General features: G+C 66.8%; 16 protein-coding genes, 1 pseudogene and 1 riboswitch. Of the genes and pseudogenes, 7 read left to right on the forward strand and 10 right to left on the reverse strand.

Annotated features, from left to right (window positions below; translation table 11 throughout):
• Positions 1-127: 127 nt before the first annotated feature.
• Positions 128-477, reverse strand: a pseudogene (locus tag L5G33_RS19335) (transposase-like zinc-binding domain-containing protein); the annotation flags it as partial.
• A gap of 376 nt (positions 478-853) precedes the next feature.
• Here L5G33_RS19335 and L5G33_RS00010 point away from each other — a divergent pair.
• Both L5G33_RS00010 and L5G33_RS00015 read left to right on the forward strand, forming a co-directional pair.
• Positions 854-2,149, forward strand: a complete 1,296-nt coding sequence (locus L5G33_RS00010; RefSeq protein ID WP_236996086.1) for an ABC transporter ATP-binding protein — start codon at positions 854-856, stop codon at positions 2,147-2,149.
• A gap of 165 nt (positions 2,150-2,314) precedes the next feature.
• The gene (locus L5G33_RS00015) at positions 2,315-5,008 is read left to right on the forward strand and encodes a hypothetical protein (RefSeq protein WP_236996087.1); all 2,694 of its coding nucleotides are present in this window, start codon (positions 2,315-2,317) and stop codon (positions 5,006-5,008) included.
• 93 nt (positions 5,009-5,101) lie between these two features.
• On the opposite strand, the gene L5G33_RS00020 is transcribed toward L5G33_RS00015, so the two are convergent.
• Positions 5,102-5,704, reverse strand: a complete 603-nt coding sequence (locus L5G33_RS00020; RefSeq protein WP_236996088.1) for an NUDIX hydrolase — start codon at positions 5,702-5,704, stop codon at positions 5,102-5,104.
• Positions 5,705-5,868: 164 nt separating this feature from the next.
• Between L5G33_RS00020 and L5G33_RS00025 the strand changes: the two genes are divergently transcribed.
• From L5G33_RS00025 to L5G33_RS00040, 4 genes are all read left to right on the forward strand, one after another.
• Positions 5,869-6,417 (forward strand): YceI family protein, encoded by a 549-nt coding sequence (locus tag L5G33_RS00025; protein ID WP_236996089.1) that lies wholly within the window; start codon positions 5,869-5,871, stop codon positions 6,415-6,417.
• Positions 6,418-6,516: 99 nt separating this feature from the next.
• Positions 6,517-8,247, forward strand: coding sequence for an adenylate/guanylate cyclase domain-containing protein (locus L5G33_RS00030; RefSeq protein WP_236996090.1), 1,731 nt, complete (start codon positions 6,517-6,519; stop codon positions 8,245-8,247).
• Positions 8,244-9,125: an oxidoreductase gene (locus L5G33_RS00035; RefSeq protein WP_308191525.1), complete on the forward strand. Its 882-nt coding sequence runs from the start codon at positions 8,244-8,246 to the stop codon at positions 9,123-9,125. Before L5G33_RS00030 ends, L5G33_RS00035 begins: the two co-directional genes overlap by 4 nt.
• A 34-nt stretch (positions 9,126-9,159) precedes the next feature.
• Positions 9,160-9,789, forward strand: coding sequence for an alpha-ketoglutarate-dependent dioxygenase AlkB (locus tag L5G33_RS00040; RefSeq protein ID WP_236996093.1), 630 nt, complete (start codon positions 9,160-9,162; stop codon positions 9,787-9,789).
• 100 nt (positions 9,790-9,889) lie between these two features.
• Here L5G33_RS00040 and L5G33_RS00045 read toward each other — a convergent pair whose 3' ends face one another.
• The 8 genes from L5G33_RS00045 to L5G33_RS00080 all read right to left on the reverse strand — a co-directional run bounded on the left by L5G33_RS00045 (position 9,890) and on the right by L5G33_RS00080 (position 18,047).
• Entirely contained in the window at positions 9,890-11,047 is a 1,158-nt protein-coding gene (locus tag L5G33_RS00045) for a pyridoxal phosphate-dependent aminotransferase (protein ID WP_236996094.1), read from the reverse strand.
• A gap of 55 nt (positions 11,048-11,102) precedes the next feature.
• Complete coding sequence (locus L5G33_RS00050; protein WP_236996096.1) at positions 11,103-11,558, reverse strand: hypothetical protein; 456 nt, start codon at positions 11,556-11,558, stop codon at positions 11,103-11,105.
• An 87-nt stretch (positions 11,559-11,645) separates the two neighbouring features.
• Complete coding sequence (locus L5G33_RS00055) at positions 11,646-13,283, reverse strand: DNA repair helicase XPB (RefSeq protein ID WP_236996097.1); 1,638 nt, start codon at positions 13,281-13,283, stop codon at positions 11,646-11,648.
• A gap of 63 nt (positions 13,284-13,346) precedes the next feature.
• The gene (locus L5G33_RS00060; RefSeq protein WP_236996098.1) at positions 13,347-15,668 is read right to left on the reverse strand and encodes a helicase-associated domain-containing protein; all 2,322 of its coding nucleotides are present in this window, start codon (positions 15,666-15,668) and stop codon (positions 13,347-13,349) included.
• Positions 15,669-15,835: 167 nt separating this feature from the next.
• The gene (locus L5G33_RS00065) at positions 15,836-16,015 is read right to left on the reverse strand and encodes a hypothetical protein (protein ID WP_236996101.1); all 180 of its coding nucleotides are present in this window, start codon (positions 16,013-16,015) and stop codon (positions 15,836-15,838) included.
• A 221-nt stretch (positions 16,016-16,236) separates the two neighbouring features.
• Entirely contained in the window at positions 16,237-16,857 is a 621-nt protein-coding gene (locus tag L5G33_RS00070) for a transglycosylase family protein (RefSeq protein WP_236996103.1), read from the reverse strand.
• A gap of 5 nt (positions 16,858-16,862) precedes the next feature.
• A riboswitch (cyclic di-AMP (ydaO/yuaA leader) is annotated at positions 16,863-17,050 on the reverse strand.
• 272 nt (positions 17,051-17,322) lie between these two features.
• Positions 17,323-17,841, reverse strand: coding sequence for a flavin reductase family protein (locus L5G33_RS00075; RefSeq protein WP_236996104.1), 519 nt, complete (start codon positions 17,839-17,841; stop codon positions 17,323-17,325).
• Entirely contained in the window at positions 17,838-18,047 is a 210-nt protein-coding gene (locus tag L5G33_RS00080; RefSeq protein ID WP_236996105.1) for a hypothetical protein, read from the reverse strand. The genes L5G33_RS00075 and L5G33_RS00080 overlap by 4 nt, the downstream gene beginning before the upstream one ends.
• Positions 18,048-18,166: 119 nt before the next feature.
• Between L5G33_RS00080 and L5G33_RS00085 the strand changes: the two genes are divergently transcribed.
• Positions 18,167-18,589 carry a cold-shock protein gene (locus tag L5G33_RS00085; RefSeq protein WP_236996623.1) on the forward strand — a complete coding sequence of 141 codons (423 nt, stop codon included), beginning with the start codon at positions 18,167-18,169 and terminating at the stop codon, positions 18,587-18,589.
• The last annotated feature ends 27 nt before the right edge of the window (positions 18,590-18,616 follow it).

Consider the following 18,616-nt stretch of genomic DNA (forward strand, 5'->3'; position numbering starts at 1 on the left):
CCCGAATCTCAGCGACCATCCGGATCGCCCGCTCACGCATCTCGGCCGGGTACCTCTTCGTCCCACTTCCTGACATGACTCCATCCTTCCCAACGAACAGAGTCTCCGGACACGCCGGGGCGATTCAGTCGAAGGCGATCAGCAGGCACCAGGATTGGAAGTAGGTGCCATCGAGCATCAACAGTGCGGCCGGTGATCGCGATGGGGCAGGCGGCGGGACGTCGATGTTCCAACACCAGGCGGTCCGCGGCGGAATGTGCGAGCGCTGGAGGCGACCTCGGTGCGGGGTCGTTGATCGATCAGCCAGGCCAGGAATGCGTCGAGTTGGGCTCGGCGGGTGATGTCGGGGCGTGACTGGGTGCGGGAGGCGCCGCAGTGTCGGCACCGCCATCGTGTTCTGCCCGCGCTGGTCGTTCCGTTCTTGACGAGCTTGCGACCACATACACCACACGACGGCGAATTCCGAGGACCTGACACCGAACATGCTTCCAGAGCAAGTTCGGACCGTCGTCACCGGAGGTCAGCGGCCGGAAATCACCGATCCCGTACACACATTCTGGCCTTTAACCCTTAAAAGGCCCTTGTTTCCCTGTGTGCGCTCCCTGCTTTCTGGCGAGACCCTTCTGACGAGTTGAGGCCGACTGGCTCCGTCGTAGATGTCCGATTGCCTGATCCGTGTCGGCCCCGGTTCGGGTCTGCCGTCGGGTCGGATCATGGATCCGCGGCATGCTGCGCGTGACCGGCGGGTTTGCCGCCGTGTCCTGTTGTCGGCGCCCTCTGCAACGCACAGCCACGCTGTGTCACTGATCACAGGGGCGGCCGCGGAAGTGGACCGGACGCACCGAGAGTCGAGGTGGATGCGGTCTGTTTCGCCTACGGGTCGGGTCGACAGGTGCTCGACCAGGCCAGCATGACCATCGAGCCGGGACAGACGGTGGCGGTGGTCGGGACCTCCGGCGCCGGAAAGTCGACCCTGGCCGCATTGATCGCAGGTGTGCACGAGCCGGATTCGGGCGCAATCCGCATCGGTGGGGCGAGTCTGGCCGAGCTCGGCGACGACGGCGCTCCGGTTCTGCTGACCCAGGACGTGCACACGTTCGCGGGGACTCTCGCAGAGGATCTGCGAATGGCCGCTCCCGACGCCGCCGACGCCGACCTGAAGGATGCGCTCGAGGAAGTCGGAGCGTGGGGGTGGGTGTCTCGTCTGCCCGACGGGCCGGGCACGGTCATCGGCGCGGGCGGGCACGCGCTGACACCCATGCAGGAGCAACAGCTCGCGCTGGCCCGGTTGGTTCTCCTCGATCCTCCCGTCGTGATCTTGGACGAGGCCACCGCGGACGCCGACAGCTCAGATGCCGACGTCCTGGAGAACGCGGCGCACGCGGCACTCGTCGGCCGAACGGCGATGGTCGTCGCACACCGCCTCAGCCAGGCGGCCCGCGCCGGTGCTCGACGGGATCTCGTTCGCCGTCCCCTCGGGCGGGGTGTGTGCTGTCGTCGGCCCGTCGGGGAGCGGAAGACCACGCTGGTCCGCCTGGCGGCACGATTCTTCGATGTCGACGCGGGCAGCGTCAGAATCGGTGGAGCGGACGTCCGCGACCTGCGGACCGCCGACCTCAACCGACAGCTCGCGGTCGTCTTCCAGGACGTCTACCTCTTCGACGGGACCATTCGCGAGAACGTCGTGATGGGACAAGCTCACGTATCGGACGACCGGATCGCGGAAGTCGCGCGCCGCTCACGGCTGGACGAGGTGATCGAGCGACTGCCGCAGGGGTGGGCGACGCCGGTAGGTGACCGCGGTACGGCGTTGTCCGGCGGTGAGCGGCAGCGGGTGTCCATAGCGCGTGCACTGTTCAAGAACGCTCCGCTGGTCCTCCTCGACGAGGCGACGTCGGCGCTCGACGTGGAGAACGAGCAGATCGTGCGTGCCGCGTTCGACGAACTCGGTGCGGGGCGGACCCGGCTGATCGTCGCGCATCGCCTGAGCACGGTTAGGGACGCCGACGTGATCGTGTTCCTGGAGGGCGGCCGCGCCGCTGAGATCGGCAGTCACGACGACCTCCTCGCTCACGGCGGGCGGTATGCGCGTTTCTGGTCGGAGCAGGAGACTGTCCGTAGTGGCGGTGGGGCAGGGACGCCGTTCTGACGCAAAAAACGGCCAGGTCAGCGGGCGGTCGTCCCCAGGGACTGTGTGAGATGCCACGCCGGGCCACTATTGTGGACGCGGAGTCGTGCCGCGTGGCGTGGCGTGGGAAACTCGTACTTGTGGAAGCGTTGTCCGCAGAGGTGGAACCCGGTTCGAGGAGTGGTAATGGCTGAAGGCGACGACAAAGACACGATGAACCCTCCGCTGGAGGTCGTCGACAATGTCGTCGAGCGTGGATACACCGTCGAACGGCTCGTCGAAGAGGCCGTCGAGACGGTCATCGACAAGCCGATCACGCTCGAACGCATCGTGGAACGACTCGTAGTCGACACCGTCGACGTCGTCGTCGATCGGCCGGCCACCGTGTCGCGTCTCGTCGAGAAGCCCGTCGTCACCGTCGTCGACGACGTGACCGACAAGCCCGTTGACATCAAACGAATCGTCGAACGCCCCGTCGTCACCGTTGAGGACGACCTGACCGACAAGCCGGTCAACATCCAGCGTCTTGTGGAGAAGCCGGTCGTCAGCATCGTCGACGAGGTGGTCGAACGGCCCGTCGACGTCGAACGCGTCGTAGAGCATCCGATCGTCACCGTCGTCGACAAAGCCGTCGACGTGCCGGTCGCGGTCCCGCGCGTCGTCGAACAGCCGACGATCACGATCACGGACGAGATCATCGACAAGCCTGTCGAACTCCCGCGCCGTGTCGAGAAGTCCATTGTGACCGTGGTCGACGAGATCGTCGAGACCCCGGTCGAACTGTCGCGCAAGGTCGAGAAGCCGATTGTGACCGTGGTCGACGAGATCGTCGAGACCCCGGTCGAACTGTCGCGCAAGGTCGAGAAGCCTGTCGTGACCGTGGTCGACGACATCGTCGACAAGCCTGTCGAACTCCCGCGCCTCGTCGAGCGACCCATCGTGACCGTGGTCGACGACATCCAAGAGACCGAGATCGAGATCGAGCGGTTGGTCGAAAAGCCGATCGTCACCGTCCTCGACCAGATCGCGGACAAGCCCGTCGAGATCCAGCGCCTCGTGGAACGTCTCATCGTCACGGTCGTGGACGAAGTCATCGAACGGCCGACCGAAGTCGAGCGGGTCATCGAGAAGCTCATCGTCGACATCGCCGACAAGGTCGTCGACAAGCCGGTCACCATTGAACGCATGGTGGAGAAGCCGATCGTCACCCTCGTCGACAAGATCGTCGAAGTGCCCGTCGAATCCATCGTCGAGAAGGTCATCGAGAAGCCGGTCGAGAAGATCATCGAAGTGACCGTCGAGAAGCCGGTCGAGAAGATCATCGAGCACGTCATCGAGGTCCCCGTCGAGAAGAACGTCTACACGACGGTCGAGAAGGAGATCGAGGTTCCCGTCGAAGAGGTGATCTATAAGACCGTCGAGAAGCCGGTCGAGAAGATCATCGAGGTGGTCGTCGAGAAGCCCGTCATCAAAGTCGTCGAGGTACCGCGCGACGTCGTCGTCGAGCGACTCGTCGACAAGCCGGTCGAGAAGTCCGTCGATCACGTCATCGAGCGCATCGTCGAGAAGCCCAACGTGATCGAGAAGGTCGTCGAACAGCCAGTCGACAAGGTCGTCGAGCGCGTCGTCGAGACCCCGAACGTCGTCGAAAAGGTCGTCGAGAAGCCGGTCGACCACGTCCTCGAACGGATCGTTGAAGAACCCAACATCATCGAAGAAGTCGTCGAGAAGCCCGTCGACCGTGTCGTCGAGCGGATCGTCGAGATCCCCAACGTGATCGAGAAGGTCGTCGAGACGTCTGTCGACCGCGAAGTGGAGCGGGTCGTCGAGACCCCGAACGTGATCGAGAAGGTCGTCGAGGAATCCGTCGACCATGTGGTCGAGCGGATCGTCGAGGTCCCCAACGTGATCGAGAAGGTCGTCGAGGAATCCGTCGACCACGTCGTGGAGCGGATCGTCGAGAAGCCGAACGTGATCGAGAAGGTCATCGAGAAGGATGTCGACCACGTGGTCGAGCGCGTCGTCGAGGTCCCCAACGTGATCGAGCAGATCGTGGAGAAGCCTGTCGACCACGTTGTCGAGAAGGTCGTCGAGGTCCCCAACGTCATCGAACAGATCGTGGAGAAGCCCGTCGACCATATCGTCGACAAGGTCGTCGAAGTCCCCGAGATCACCGAGCAGGTCATCGAGAAGCCCGTCGAACGGATCGTCGAGAAGATCGTCGAACGACCCAACGTCGTCGAGAAGGTCGTGGAGAAGTCCGTCGACCATGTCGTCGAGCGCATCGTCGAGACGCCGAACATCGTCGAGAAGGTCGTCGACAAGCCGGTCGAGCACGTCGTCGAGAAGATCGTCGAGCGACCCGAGATCGTCGAAAAGGTTGTCGACAAGCCGGTCCACCGCGAATTCGAGAAGAACGTCCAAACTCCGGTCCTTGTCGAGAAGGTGGTCGAGAAGCAGATCAACGTCGTCGTCGAACGCATCGTCGAGAAGCCGGTCGAGCACGTGGTGGAGAAGGTCGTCGAGCGACCGGTCTACCGCGAAGTCGAGAAGATCATCGAGAAGCCGATCGAGAAGATCATCGAGGTGGTCGTCGAGAAGCCGGTCATCGTCCGCAAGGTGGTCGAACGCGAAGTGCAGCAGGTCCTCGAAGAAGGCAGCGAGACGCGCACCGTCACCCACGATGCGCCCGAGGCGCAGGCGATCGAAGCGCAATACCTCGAGGCCAAGCCCGGGGGCGGCCACCGCTGGGTGGACGCCGGGACCGGCGAGCACCCCGACGACGAGACCGTCGGCTTCCAGACGCCAGAGAGCGTCGCCCGTGACCGGGTCGAGCCGCAATACCAGACTCGACGTGCCCGGCACCGCTCGGGGGATTAGACACCGGTGACGTCAGATTCCCCGCTCTGTGTCGTCATCGCCTCTCGAGGTGACGGTGGCGCTGAGCGGGGAAACTGACGTCACACCCGGCACTCACTGCCAGGCGAACACGGGCTGTTCGTAGTCGGCGACGCGCACCGGCTCGTCCCGAAGAGCGACGCGCGCGAATTGAAATAGCACCGCGGCGGTCGGTGCGTGGATCCGACGGCCGATCAGCGGCAGCGACATCACTGGCCGGTCCGACTCCGGAATCATCTCGAACTGTGGTTGGGCATCCGCCAACTCGTCGAGGTCGATGAGGTAGGCGTGCTCCACTTCGTCCGGATTCGGATCGGGATCAATCTCGTCGTCCATCCATGCGACAGTCGGCGTCATGACATAGCCGGAGCGCGTCGCGAAATCGTCCAGATCGCCGAGGATCGTCTCTGATCCGAGCACGATGCCCATCTCCTCGTGGAGTTCACGCAGACCGGCCTCGTGGTGCGTCTCGCCGGGGTCGAGCCGTCCGCCGGGCAAGGCGAACTGGGCGGCGTGACGATTCATCCGAGCGGGCCTGCGGGTGAGCCATACGCCGCGTCGACCGTCGCGCGGAGCCACCACCAGCATTACGGCCGCTGCTCGAGCGCCTTCGGCGAGCGGAATCCGTCGTACGTCGAATGCGTCGAGGCGGGTCTCGACGTCAGTGCGAGTCAGCATGATTCGATGTTATCCCGCTCACACCGGGAAGGAAACGGACCGAGGTCCGGTTAGTGTTGTGTGTAGGCGATCGAGAACGACGGTCGCAGACCGCGCCCCACGACGGCACCAACGACGGCACCAACGATGGCGACGAGAAGTCGCCGAGAGAAGGTAGGACTCCCATGAGCATCACTCCCGCAGAACTGACCGCAGGCACCTGGACCATCGACCCGGTCCACTCGCAGGTCGGTTTCACCGTCCGACACCTGATGGTCTCGAAGGTCCGCGGCGCATTCGGCGGCTTCTCCGGAACCATCGAGATCGCCGAGGACGGCTCGCCCGCGGTGAACGCCGAAATCGACGTCACCTCGATCAATACCGGAAACGACCAGCGTGACCAGCACGTTCGATCGGCCGACTTCTTCGACGCCCAGAACTACCCGGCCGCGACATTCGTCTCGACCTCGGTCGAGGCCGACGGTGACGACTACCTCGTGCACGGTGACTTCACCCTTCGCGGAATCACCAAGCCGGTGACGCTGCAGATGGAGTTCAACGGTGTGAACCCGGGGATGGGCCAGGGGGCGGTCGCAGGCTTCGACGCCAAGACCGTCCTCAACCGCAAGGACTTCGGCATCGACATCGAGATGCCGCTGGAAACCGGCGGCACGGTCGTCGGCGACAAGATCACCATCACCCTCGAGATCGAGGCGCTCAAGGCCGACGCCTGACGCCTTCGGCAACGCCACGCTAATTGGCGATTGCCGCTGCAATTCACCTCCCGGTTCCCGGTAGTCTCAGTGAGATTCGAGAACCGGGAGGTGACGCGTATGGCGAGGCGGAATCGAGCTGTCGCTCATCGCATCGCCGACTGGATCGAGGCCCGGCTGGGCGCTGCCGCCGTCATCGGCTTCCGGGAGGGCGGTCTCCCGCTGCTCGACACCGAGATCCTCGACGCGCCGACCCGCCGCGGTCTGGCCAGGCGCGGGATGTTCATCGGCGGGGTCATCGTCGCGGGCGCCAAGATTCTGATCGGCGTCGAGACCTTCGTCGCCGTCCTCCTCGCATTCAACGGCGGACAGCTCAACCTCCACATCGACTCCGACTATCCGCCGCTCATGGGCACTGTGCTCATCGCGTTGCTGCTCGGCACGCTGACGAGTGTCTTGGCGTCGTTCGTCTTCCTGACGCCGCAGTTCCGCTGGTTCGTCGACGTCGGCCCGTCCGAGCCCGCGGACGAACGACGACGCGGTGACATCCGCGCGATCCCGCGGCGGCTCGTCTGTGCGGATCTCTCCGGCTGGGCGGTGGCACTCGGCGTCTACGCCCTGATCTCGGACACACGGATCGTGTTCCTGCTGTCGGTTGCGGGCGCGTTCGGTCTGGCCGCCGTCACCTCGTCGTGCCTCACCTATCTGTTTGCGGAGAGTGCGGCCCGCCCGCTCGCGGCCCTCGCGCTGCGAGGAGGCTCCGTCGACGGCGTGATGCACGGTGTCCGCGAACGGATGGTCGTGGTGTGGATCGTGTCGTCGGCCGTACCGATGGTCGGTCTGATCCTGATGAACGTCGGACGCGGCCTCGGGTGGGTTCCGCAGGTCGCGGGCGACATCGACTGGGCGACAATGCTATTGGCGGTGATTGCGCTGACGTCGGGGGCGCGCGTCGTCGGCCTGGTGAACCGGGCCATCACTGACCCGCTCAACGACATGCGCGAAGTCGTCGAGGCCACTCGGAGCGGCGACCTGACTCGACGAGTCGCCGCCTACGACGCGTCGGAGCTCGGCGTTCTGCAGACCGGGCTCAACGCGATGCTCGACGGGCTCGTCGAACGCGAACGCATGCGGGACATCTTCTCGCGGCACGTCGGCGACGACGTCGCGCAGCTCGCCTTGGAGCAGGACGGCGAATTCGTCGGCGGCAACACCGAGGTGGCCGTGATCTTCGTCGACATAACCGGTTCGACGGCGTTCGCGGCCGACCGTGATCCGCGCGAGACCGCCGTCGTCCTGAACGCCTTCTTCTCGATCGTCGTCGACATCGTCGACCGACACGGCGGGTTTATCAACAAGTTCGAGGGCGATGCCGCGCTCATCGTGTTCGGCGCGCCCGTCGCCGTCGACGATCCTGCGGCGGCCGCGTTGGCGGCCGCCCGTGAACTCGGGACGGAGCTGAGCGAGAAGCTTCCGCTGGAGTGGGGGATGGGCGTCACGTTCGGCAGCGTGTTCGCGGGCAACATCGGTGCGCGCACCCGCTACGAGTACACGGTGATCGGCGACGCCGTGAACGAGTCCGCGCGCCTGTCCGACCTCGCCAAGCTCGGCTATTCGCCGGTGTACGCGAGTCGCGTCGCGATCGACGCCGCCGCCGAGCACGAAGGGCAGCGATGGAAGCGAGTGGACCGACAGGTGCTGCGTGGGCGGACGAATGTGACTGAGATACACGCACCGATCGGACTCCTGAGCAGACCGGAACCGCCGTCCCTCGGTAGCGTGCTGGCCGACCTCGTGAAGTTCGCGTTTCCCGGCGAACGCCCGTCGAATCACAGAAGGGTGACCGAGTGACTCGGAAGTGGAATGCGAACGACATTCCCCCACAGAATGGCCGTCGTCACATCGTGACGGGCGCCAACAGCGGACTGGGCGCGGCGACGGCGAAAGCGTTGGCCGCAGCCGGCGCCAGGGTGACCCTGGCGTGCCGTAACCAGGTGACGGCGCGAGCCGTGGCCGACCAGATCGGCCCGGCGGCCACCGTTGCGCAACTCGACCTAGCTGACCTCGCATCCGTGCGCGCGTTCGCCGACAGTGTCGACGAGGCGGACGTGCTGATCGACAACGCCGGACTGATGGCGGTTCCGTTCCAGCGCACCGTCGACGGTTTCGAGATGCAAATGGGCACCAACCATCTCGGCCACTTCGTGCTGACATCGTTGCTGTTGCCGAAGGTGACCGACCGGGTCGTCGTCCTCTCCTCGCTCATGCAGTACGGGTCTCGCGAACGGTTCGACGATCTGAACTGGGAGCAGCGCGCATACAACCGCTGGGTGGCCTACGGTGACTCGAAGCTTGCGAATCTCACGTTCGGCCGCGAGTTGGCGCGGCGGCTGGACGCCGCGGGATCGACGAAACGATCGGTGATCGCACATCCCGGGTACGCGTCGACCGGTATCACCGGCAATTCGCAGACACGGTTCAGCAACGTGTCGAAGGTCGCGGACACGCTCCGGCTGGGCCAGTCAGCCGCCCGGGGTGCGCTCCCGACGTTGTACGCGGCGACGATGCCCGACGTGCGCAACGGCGACTTCTACGGCCCGAACGGGCCGGGCGGGATGCGCGGTTATCCGGGGAAGGCGCACGTGCGCCGCGCCGCGGACCGGCAGGATCTCCGAGACCTGCTCTGGTCTGAATCGGAACGGTTGACCGACGCGACATTCGACGTGTAGTGCCTCGTTTCGAACAGGTGTACGATTCTGGGCTATGACGGCGGGACTGCAGGCGAGCCTCTTCGACGTGACTGATCACGGTCCGGCGGTGGGGTCGCTCGGTGCGGGAGTCAGCCGCACCGAATTGACTGACGGTGCCTGGGTGGACGTCCGCCCCGGCTGGCTGCACGGGTCCATCGACGTGTTCGATGCGCTGCACGCCGACGTTCCCTGGCGGGCCGAGGAGCGGCGTATGTACGACGCGACAGTCACCGTCCCGCGACTGCTGGCCATGTACCTGCGCTGCGACCAGTTGCCGCATCCGATACTCGACGTCGCGCGCGACGCGCTCAGTGAGCACTACCGGGCCGTCCTCCCCGGCGGCTTCGAGACGGCGGGCCTATGTCTCTACCGGGACGGTTCCGACAGCGTGGCGTGGCACGGCGACCGGATCGGCCGCGGCCGCACGCAGGACACACTTGTCGCGATTGTGTCCCTCGGTGCGCCGCGGCCCCTGCTACTCCGGCCGCGCGGCGGAGGGGCCTCGCGCAAGTTCGTGCTCGGGTCCGGCGACCTCGTGGTGATGGGCGGTAGCTGCCAGCGCACGTGGGAGCACTCGGTCCCCAAAGTATCGGGTGTCGGTCCGCGGATTAGTGTCCAGCTTCGGCCGGCGGGCGTGTTCTGAGCGTGTAAACCTACACCGCTCAGGCCGGGCGTCGTCGTGGTGAGGGTGTCGGGCCTGTGCGGTGTTGGTTTGGTCGGCCTATCACGTTGGTGGGGGCTGGTCAGGTGAGGCGTGACAGCCGGTGTGCGGCCTCGTCGATCACGTCGTCGTCTTTGGCGAAGGCGAACCGGAGGAGGTGGCGCCAAGGCTGCTGGTCGTCGACGAAGGCGCTGACCGGGACGGCCGCGACGCCGAGACGGGCGGGCAGCTCCCGACAGAAGGCGGCGCCATCGGTGATGCCGAGCGGTCGGGGATCGGCGCACACGAAGTAGGTGCCTTGCGAGCGGTGCACGCTGAAGCCGGCGTCGGCGAGTGCTTTCGAGAGTCGAATCCGCTTACGGCCCAGCCCCTCCGCGTCCTCACGGACCCAGTCCATCTCGTTGCGCAGTGCGTGCGCGACGGCAGGTTGGAACGGGCCGCTGCCGACGAACGTCAAGTACTGCTTCGCCGCGCGCGCAGCTCGGACGAGTTCGGCGGGCCCGCTGATCCAGCCGACCTTCCACCCCGTGACGTGGAAAGTCTTCGCCGCTCCCGAGATCCGCAGCGTCCGCTCAGCCATGCCGGGGAACGTCGCAAGCGGCCGGTGGACGGCGCCGTCGAACACCAGATGTTCGTACACTTCGTCGGCGATCGCGATCACGTCGTGCTCGACGCAGAGGCGGGCGATCTCGGTCAGCTCGTCGTCGGACAGGATGGTCCCGGTCGGATTGTGAGGCGTATTCACCACGATCGCCGCCGTGTTCGGGCCGAATGCCGCGGCCAACGCCTCGCGGTCGAGCGTGAACCCGTCGCCCTCCGCGACGAGCGGCACTGTGCGCCGCACACCGCCCGCCAATGCGACCGACGCCGCATACGCGTCATAGAACGGTTCGATCATCACGACCTCGCGGCCGGGCTCCACCAGACCCAGGATCGCGCCGGCGATGGCTTCCGTCGCACCGACCGTCACCAACACCTGGGTGTCGGGATCGTAGGCGAGCCCGTAATCGTCGAGTTGCTGTGCGGCGACAGCTTCGCGCAGGGCCGGGATGCCCGGCCCCGGCGGATACTGGTTCTGGCCCTCGGCGATCGCCCGCTGCGCGGCCTCGAGCATCGAGGTAGGGCCGTCCGAGTCGGGAAATCCCTGCCCGAGGTTCACTGCGTCGTGCGCCACCGCGAGGGCGGATACCTCCGCGAAGATCGTCGACGTGAACGGACGCATCCGGCTGACCAAAGGCATGCGTCTACGCTGCCACAGCGGTGCAGGCGACGATGACTCGGCCGCGCGTTACGGGTTACCGCGCGTGGACGGTGCCCGAGCAGGTGGGGGCGGCGAGAGTTAGGAGCGGGCCGTGGTTGACCGCACGCGTGGTGAGACGGATAGTGCCGGTGCCCGACTTCAACAACGCGCCGAATCCGTTGGAGCCGAGCGAGTGGTCGACCTTCAACGGAAGCGTGCCGTGCGCCCCAGTCCTCAGGTTCTTCCAGGACATCGTGCCGACGCTTCGATAGCCCCAGACGCTCGGGTTGCCGTAATGGATGTTGATCGTGCCCGACTGCTCCTGAGTCACGGACATCCCGCCGTAGTACGGGATGTCGATGATGTTGGGGCTCAGCCCCTCGCAGTTCTGTGCGACGTAGACGCTGTGGTTCGACGGTACGGCGTCCGCGGGCGCCGCGACCGCAGTGGCCAGTGTGGTGGCTCCGAGAGCCGTCGCGCCCAGTGCGAACGCCTTGGCGATCCGATTCATGATGATCTCCTCCCCGGGCCTGCGGTGACCCGCCCGACACTGTCCCGACGCTCTGTATGTCGTCCGAACAGAGGAACAGCGTTACGCCTACACCAGGTCGGCGGCGTCCATGATCCGGTACGCGTACCCCTGTTCCGCGAGGAACCGCTGCCGGTGGGCGGCGTAGTCGGCGTCGAGGGAGTCTCGGGAGACGACCGAATAGAAGTGCGCCTGACCGCCGTCGGCCTTCGGTCGCAGGAGCCGACCGAGCCGCTGCGCCTCCTCCTGGCGGGAGCCGAACGTGCCCGACACCTGGACGGCCACCGACGCCTCCGGGAGGTCGATGGAGAAGTTGGCAACCTTGGAGACCACCAGCGTCGACAATTCGCCGCGGCGGAACGCGTCGAACAGCTTCTCGCGTTCGGCGTTGCGCGTGGACCCCTGGATCACCGGGCAGTCGAGCTCGGCGCCGAGCTCCTCGAGCTGGTCGATGTAGGCACCGATGACGAGTGTCTGCGAACCCTCGTGCTTGCCGAGGATGTTCTTGACGACGTTGACCTTCGAATGGACCGTCGAGCACAGCTTGTACTTCTCGTCGGCCTCAGCGACCGCGTACTGTAGGCGCTCCTCGTCGGTCATCGTCACCCGGACCTCGACGCAGTCGGCGGGAGCGATCCAGCCTTGCGCCTCGATGTCCTTCCACGGCGCGTCGTACCGCTTCGGTCCGATCAGGCTGAACACGTCGCCCTCCCGGCCGTCCTCGCGGACCAGCGTCGCGGTCAGACCGAGGCGGCGGCGCGACTGCAGATCGGCCGTCATCCGGAACACCGGGGCGGGCAGCAGATGGACCTCGTCGTAGACAATGAGTCCCCAGTCGCGAGAGTCGAACAGGTCGAGGTTCTTGTACTCGCCCTTCGACTTGCGGGTGATCACCTGGTAGGTGGCGATCGTGACCGGACGGATCTCCTTGCGTTCGCCCGAGTACTCGCCGATCTCGTCCTCGGTCAGCGACGTGCGCGCCACCAGCTCGCGTTTCCACTGGCGTCCTGCGACAGTGTTCGTCACGAGGATCAACGTCGTCGCGCCGGCCTTCGCCATCGCGGCCGCACCGACCATCGTCTTACCGGCGCCGCACGGCAGAACGACGACGCCCGAGCCGCCCGCCCAGAACGAGTCGGTGGCCATCTGCTGATAGTCGCGCAGCTCCCAGCCGTCCTGCACGAGATCGATCTGGTGGGCCTCGCCGTCGACATAGCCTGCGAGGTCTTCGGCAGGCCAGCCAACCTTGAGCAGGACCTGCTTGAGCCGACCGCGCTCGGACGGATGGACGACCACCGTGTCGTCGTCGATGCGGGCGCCCAACATCGGGGCGACCTTCTTGTTCCGAAGAATCTCCTCGAGGACCGCGCGGTCGAACGAGACCAGGGTGAGCCCGTGCGCGGGATGCTTGACCAGTTGCAGCCGGCCGAACCGGCCCATCGTCTCGACGATGTCGACGAGCAGCGGTTGCGGCACGGGGAACCGGGAATGGGTGACGAGGGCGTCGACGACCTGTTCCGCGTCGTGGCCCGCGGCCCGTGCGTTCCACAACGCCAGCGGGGTGACCCGATAGGTGTGGATGTGTTCGGGGGCGCGTTCGAGTTCGGCGAACGGGGCGATCGCCGCGCGCGCCTGCGCGGCGGCTGGATGGTCGACCTCCAACAGGAGGGTCTTGTCCGATTGCACGATCAGCGGTCCGTCGGTCACCAGTCCATTGTCCAGGTGGGCGGGCGTTCCGGCCACATCGGGCAGCGCGAGGAGTCCGCGCGGCTACAGGAGTTCGACGCGCGTGATGCGGTGCAGGGCGAATCGGAGGTCGTCGTCGGAGGGTTCTTCGGCGGCGACGAGCTGCCCAGCGGCGAGCGAACGGGCCTTCACGACGTGGCGGCTCGCGCCGCCGTGAGCGTCAACGTACCCGATGCGGAGCAGACGGCCGGTCTGCAATGCCAGATGGATGAGCGCGGACGTCGTCTCGCCGGAGTCGCTCGACGCCGCACTCGAGACGGGGCGCTCCGCACGGTCGGCGGTCCGCATCCGGTTCACGACCGTGGCCGCCTGGCCGTCGCCGATCCGGCCGCGCCCGGCCGGGCGCGGCGGCCTGCGTGTGCGTCCAGGAACCCGGACGCCGCGGCTGCGCAGATCGATGAGGGTGCCCGACGAGTCCTCGCCCGCGGGCGCGAAGCCCGCCGCGCGCAACCGGTCGATCACATCGCGCAGCGGCGCCCCGGACACGGCGACCGTCGGCGCCAGCGCACGCAGTGACAGGTCGGCCGCGGCGTCGCTGCGCAGCACAGCGGTCAACGTCGCAGCATCGTCGCATCGGACGAACGACGAGGCGACGCCCACCCGCAGCTGTCCGTGCTTACGGGCGACATCGTCGATCAGATAGCTCAACGACTGGGGGACCGGGGTCCTGGAGTGCTCGGCGAACAGAGCGGCGAGTTCGGCTGCCGTGCGGCCGGTGTCGAGGGCGCGGCGGATTCCGTCCTCGGTGACGCGGTACACCGACGCCGCACCGCCCGACTCGAGATCCGCGACCAGGGCGAGCCGAGCGGCGAGTTCGGGGGTGAGGGGGCCGGGCACCGTCACGGTGAAGTCGGCTTGGACCAGGAAGTAGTCGATCGGTTCGGGCAGTGCCGCCGACATCGTCCGCACGAGATCAGCGCGGTCGTCATCATCCGGGTCGGCGGCGAGCAGCGCCCGCCCCACCGTGGTCAGGCTGCCGTGTGCGACGAGGCCGAGCTCGGTCGCCTCCCGCAGGGTCTCGCCGACCACGCGGGTGGTCAGACGACGGAGTTGTCTCGGATGGCGCCACCCGAGGAGGGCGGTGAGGGACTCGACGCTGACCGGCACTGCCGGATCGATCTCAGCGAGCGGTGCCAGGATCGTGCGTCGGACGAGGGTGGCGGACCCGTCGAACGCATGCGGGGCGAGCGCGGCGATGATCGCGCCGTCGCGGTCGGTGTCGCCGATCTGCCACGGCCGGCGGAGCAGGTCGAGCCAGCACTGCGCCAGATGCGCCCACCGGCGTCCCGGCTCCATGTGCAGCCAGGTATCGCTCGATGTCGTCGGGGCGAACACCTCGTCGGCGGACAGGACGTCGACGGAGTCGGGTACACCCGCGTCGATCAGTCGCGCAGCATCGGACAGTTCGACGAGGAGCCCGACGCGGGTGGCCGTGAGGCCCGTGGTCTTCGCCAGGCGACGCAGCTCGCGTACCCCCATGCCGCCTGCGCGGAGTACCGCCGCGGGCGCTTCGGCGAGTGCGTCGAGCAGGTTGCCCACGTGCCGGAGGACCTCGAGTGCTTCGCCTGCGCCCGCCGCGTCGACGGCGGCCGCGTCGAACCGCGACGATGTCCCGCCGAGGCCGGGCGCCTTCAGACTCGTCGTCAACGGCGGTTCGCCGCGCAGGATCTGTCCGACCTGCGGCGGCAGTTCGACGGTCTGTTCGTCCACCCGGGCGAGGAGGCCAGCCGCGAGGAGGCGGGGGACCGGGGCGGACGGGGCGGCATCCGGCGCGGCGTCCCGAGACCGGCCGAGCGCCGGGCCCCGGGACAGCGTCGTGAGGAGTTCGCGCTGCCGCTCGTCGAGGCCGTCGAGTTGAGCCGAGATTTCGTCGGGCTCTCTCGTCGCGATCGGCGCGAGCAGGTGCGGCGCCCGCCATGGCAGGGCCGACGGCAGGTGGATGCCCGCCAGCCAGCTGGTCGTTCTCTTCCCGGTCGACGAGCCGCTAGGCCAGATCAGTGCGAGGTCGGACAGAAGCGACAGTCGTGTATCCACGTCGGAGCGCAGCGCGCGGCGGCCCAGCTTCGACACGATGTCCTCGCGGCTCACCGGTCCGAGTAGTCCGTGGTGGTGTGAGCCGCCTGCGGCGTCGACGAATGCTTCGACGACGGCGACGGCGAGCAGGTCGAGGTCTTCACCGGCCAACGCGATGGATGCGGCCGCCAGGGACCGCTGGGCGAGGACGCCGGTTCCGCGCGGCGGTGGGGATGCGAGGTCGGGTCGTCGGACCAGGAGCTCGACGAGTCGGGCGTCCGTTCGGCTCGCCAGCTCGTCGGCGCAACTGCGCAGCGGGAGGTCCGGACTCATTCGATCCATGTTACCGACCTGGGTCGGGCCGGCCCCGACTCGCTCGCGCATGGAGTAGAGAACCGGCGGTGGACTGGAGGGCGGCGGGAGTAGAACCGGTGACGGCGCGCGAAGACCCCCGCTCGATGAGCGGGGGTCTTCGCGGTCAGATCTTTGCTAGAAGAAGATCAGCGGTTGACGACAGTCTTCGCGTGCACGTAGGGCAGGTCGTCGGCGGGCAGCGGGAACTCCGAGTCGCCGAACGGTGAGAGAGCACCGGGCAGGTGCGCGAGGAACTCCGTCACTGCGTGGTCGTCGCCGGTCTCTTTCGGCCAGCCATTGTCCACGTATCCATTCTTCTTAGCCACGCCGCTTATTCTGCCATGTCGACACGGGGAAGGCCCACAGACCCTCGGTTCTCTCGCGGAGCGCCCTCGGTCTTCTCGCGGAGCGCCCTCGGTCTTCTCGCGGAGCGCCCTCGGTCTTCTCGCGGAGCGCCCTCGGTCTTCTCGCGGAGCGCACCGTGGGCGCGACGACGAAGGCCCCCGCTCGGTGAGCGGAGGCCGTCATCGGAAAGATCTGGTTCAGATCAGAACGGGAGCAGGTGCTTGTTCTGGTTGAACAGCTTGACCTGGTCCGGGGTCAGCTCGTAGCCGCTGTCCTTGGCGGCCTTCCAAGCGTTGCGGACCTCGGGGCTGACGTTGGCGTCGGCGAGCTCGTCGTCGACCTGGCCCTTGACGTCATCGCTGGTCTTGGCTTCGGTGCCCGTCTTGTCCTGCTTGTTCGGCGCCTCGGGGGCTGCCTTCTGCGGGGTGGCGGGAGCGGTGCGCTGCGTCGGGCCCGAGAGGACGCCGCCGCAGGTCGGCCATGCGCCGTTGCCCTGCGAGGCGAGGACGCGCTCGCCGACGGCGATCTGCTGGTCACGGGTCGCCTGATCGGCGGTCGGAGCGTACTGGGTGCCGCCGTGTGCGGCCCAGGTGCTCGGGCTGAACTGGAGGCCGCCGTGGTAGCCGTTACCGGTGTTGATCGACCAGTTGCCGCCCGACTCGCACTGCGCGACCTGGTTCCACTCGGAGTCGGTCGCGGCGGAGGCCTGGCCGCCGCCGAGAAGTGCGGCGCCGCCGCCGATGCCGCCGAGGACGACGGAGGTCGCAGCGATCTTGGCGAAAGTCTTGGTGTTGGTCGTCTGCTTGGCGTGACGTCCGGACATGTGTTTTTTCCTCTCTCCACGCGCCTACGAGGTGAGCTGTCGGGTTCGGGCGAGAGGTGCCCGGTCTCGATGTTCGGCTGGTAGCCGACGCCAGAGACTTAACCCCAAGGCGGTCGATCGCTCGTCCGCCGGGTCTCACGGGGAGATGGTGGGTCCCCCGTCCTCGCTCCTGAATGTTCGTCATGCGGTCTCTTTCAGCGGAGCGAGGCTTGGCGCGGCAGAAAGAGGCTGTTCGGTTCGGTTGTCGATCACCTGGTGGATGACCGCCCTGAACACTACGGCCGAGTAGGGCTCGATTTCATCGTCTTGCGCTCGGTGATTTTCATACCCTGAAAGGCGCGTTTCGGACGCGATAGTGCGTCTGCGCAGTTCACGCCACTAGTACCCGGTCCGTGTCCGGTTCGTTATGAGGTCGTTATGTGACAAGGATCACGTGCAGATTGAGACGCGGAGCACGTCGCGCGCTCAGGATTGCGCCCGACGTGCCTCGAGAGCGCGGAACGTCGAGGCGTGGAACACCAGCGGGTCGACGCTCGGGTCGCTGCGCAACGCATGGATCTGGAGCAGGACGACGAGGTGGTCGCCTGCCGGGACCTCCTGTAGCACGGAACACTCGAGTTGAGCGGCCGCGCCGGCGATGAACAGCGCGCCGGAGTCGGTAATCGACCGGTGGACGTCATCGAATCGTGATTCGGGCGGCCCGGCCAGTCGGCGGCACGCATCACCCTGATGGGAGGCGAAGACGCTCACGCCCAGACGGTCGGCGGTCACCAGCCGCGGCCACGTCGACGAACCATCGCGCACGCACACCGACACCAACGGCGGGTCGAGAGAGACTGTGGTGAACGAGCTCGCCGACATGCCGATGTCGTCGCCGTCCGATGTGCGCCGACAGACCGCAACGACTCCCGTGGGGAAGCAGCTGTACGCCTGCTTGAGTGCCCCGTGGTCGGACACCGACACCAGCGGCGTCGTACCGGTCACCGGCTGCGCCTGCCGGACAGCAGAGCGAAGACCAGGCCGAGGACGAATCCGAGGGGGGCGCACAGTGCGAGCAGGTACACGGTCACCACGACCGCTTGATTGCTGTCGCGGACAGCGGGCAGCAGAAGCGCCAACGATGCGATCATGCCGACGGCGAACAGCACCACGGCCACCATCAGCAGGCGAGAGGACTTGTGGGTCTGCATGCAGTCCACGGTAATCCAGGCGGTAGAATCGGACACCACGCGCCTCGCGTCGCACTGCCAGCGGCTCCGGAGGCGCATACGTGATTCTTAGGCAGATGAACGAGTTGAGGGTGAGTGCTGTGCCAAGCGGCCGAGTGAAGTGGTACGACGCCGACAAGGGCTTCGGATTCCTGTCGCAGGACGACGGCGAGGACGTGTACGTCCGCGCGTCGGCGCTCGGGGACGACGCCCCCGAACTGAAGGCCGGTCAGCGAGTCGAGTTCGACATGGCAGCCGGACGACGCGGCCCGCAGGCGCTGCGCGTCACGGTGCTCGAACCCGCGCCGAGCGTCGTCAAGAACACCCGTGAGGCTCGTCGCGAGAAGCGTCCGGACGTCAAGCGGATGAGCCCCGACGAGTTGCACGGCGTGGTCGCGGATCTGATCACCCTGCTCGAGGGCACTGTGCAACCGGGCCTGCGCAACGGCCGGTACCCGGACCGCAAGACGGCCCAACGGATCTCCGAGGTGGTGCGCGGCGTCACCCGCGAGTTGGACCGCTGAGTGACACCGGGCAGCACACGACAGACC

Source organism: Gordonia liuliyuniae (assembly GCF_021738805.1).
In the GTDB taxonomy this organism is placed as follows: Bacteria; Actinomycetota; Actinomycetes; order Mycobacteriales; family Mycobacteriaceae; genus Gordonia; species Gordonia liuliyuniae.